Origin of the sequence: Stenotrophomonas sp. SrG (assembly GCF_050031795.1) — a bacterium.
In the GTDB taxonomy this organism is placed as follows: Bacteria; Pseudomonadota; Gammaproteobacteria; order Xanthomonadales; family Xanthomonadaceae; genus Stenotrophomonas; species Stenotrophomonas rhizophila_A.
Genome location: NZ_JBNBBE010000902.1, coordinates 1 through 243, shown reverse-complemented (window position 1 = coordinate 243; position 243 = coordinate 1). Strand labels below are relative to the sequence as shown.

Annotated in this window: 1 protein-coding gene; it reads left to right on the top strand. The window is 68.3% G+C overall.

Annotated elements, in window-relative coordinates:
• A partial coding sequence (locus ACQG3P_RS22115; RefSeq protein ID WP_426806249.1) for a prolyl oligopeptidase family serine peptidase occupies positions 1-243 on the top strand: 243 nt, incomplete at both ends.

Here is a 243-nt window from a genome sequence, read left to right as displayed (position 1 = left end):
ATCAGCCAGCCTTGGGGCGACCGCCCGCTGGAAGACCTGCAGCACGGCTGGGCGGCGGCGCAGAAGCAGTACCCGTTCCTCAACCGCGACACGGCCTGCGCGCTGGGCGCCAGCTACGGCGGCTTCATGGTCACCGGGATCGCCGGCAACTGGACCGAGCCGTGGAAGGGTCTGGTCAAGCAAGACGGCGTGGTCGACCAGCGCATGAGGGGCTACGCCACCGAAGAGCTGTGGTTCACGGAA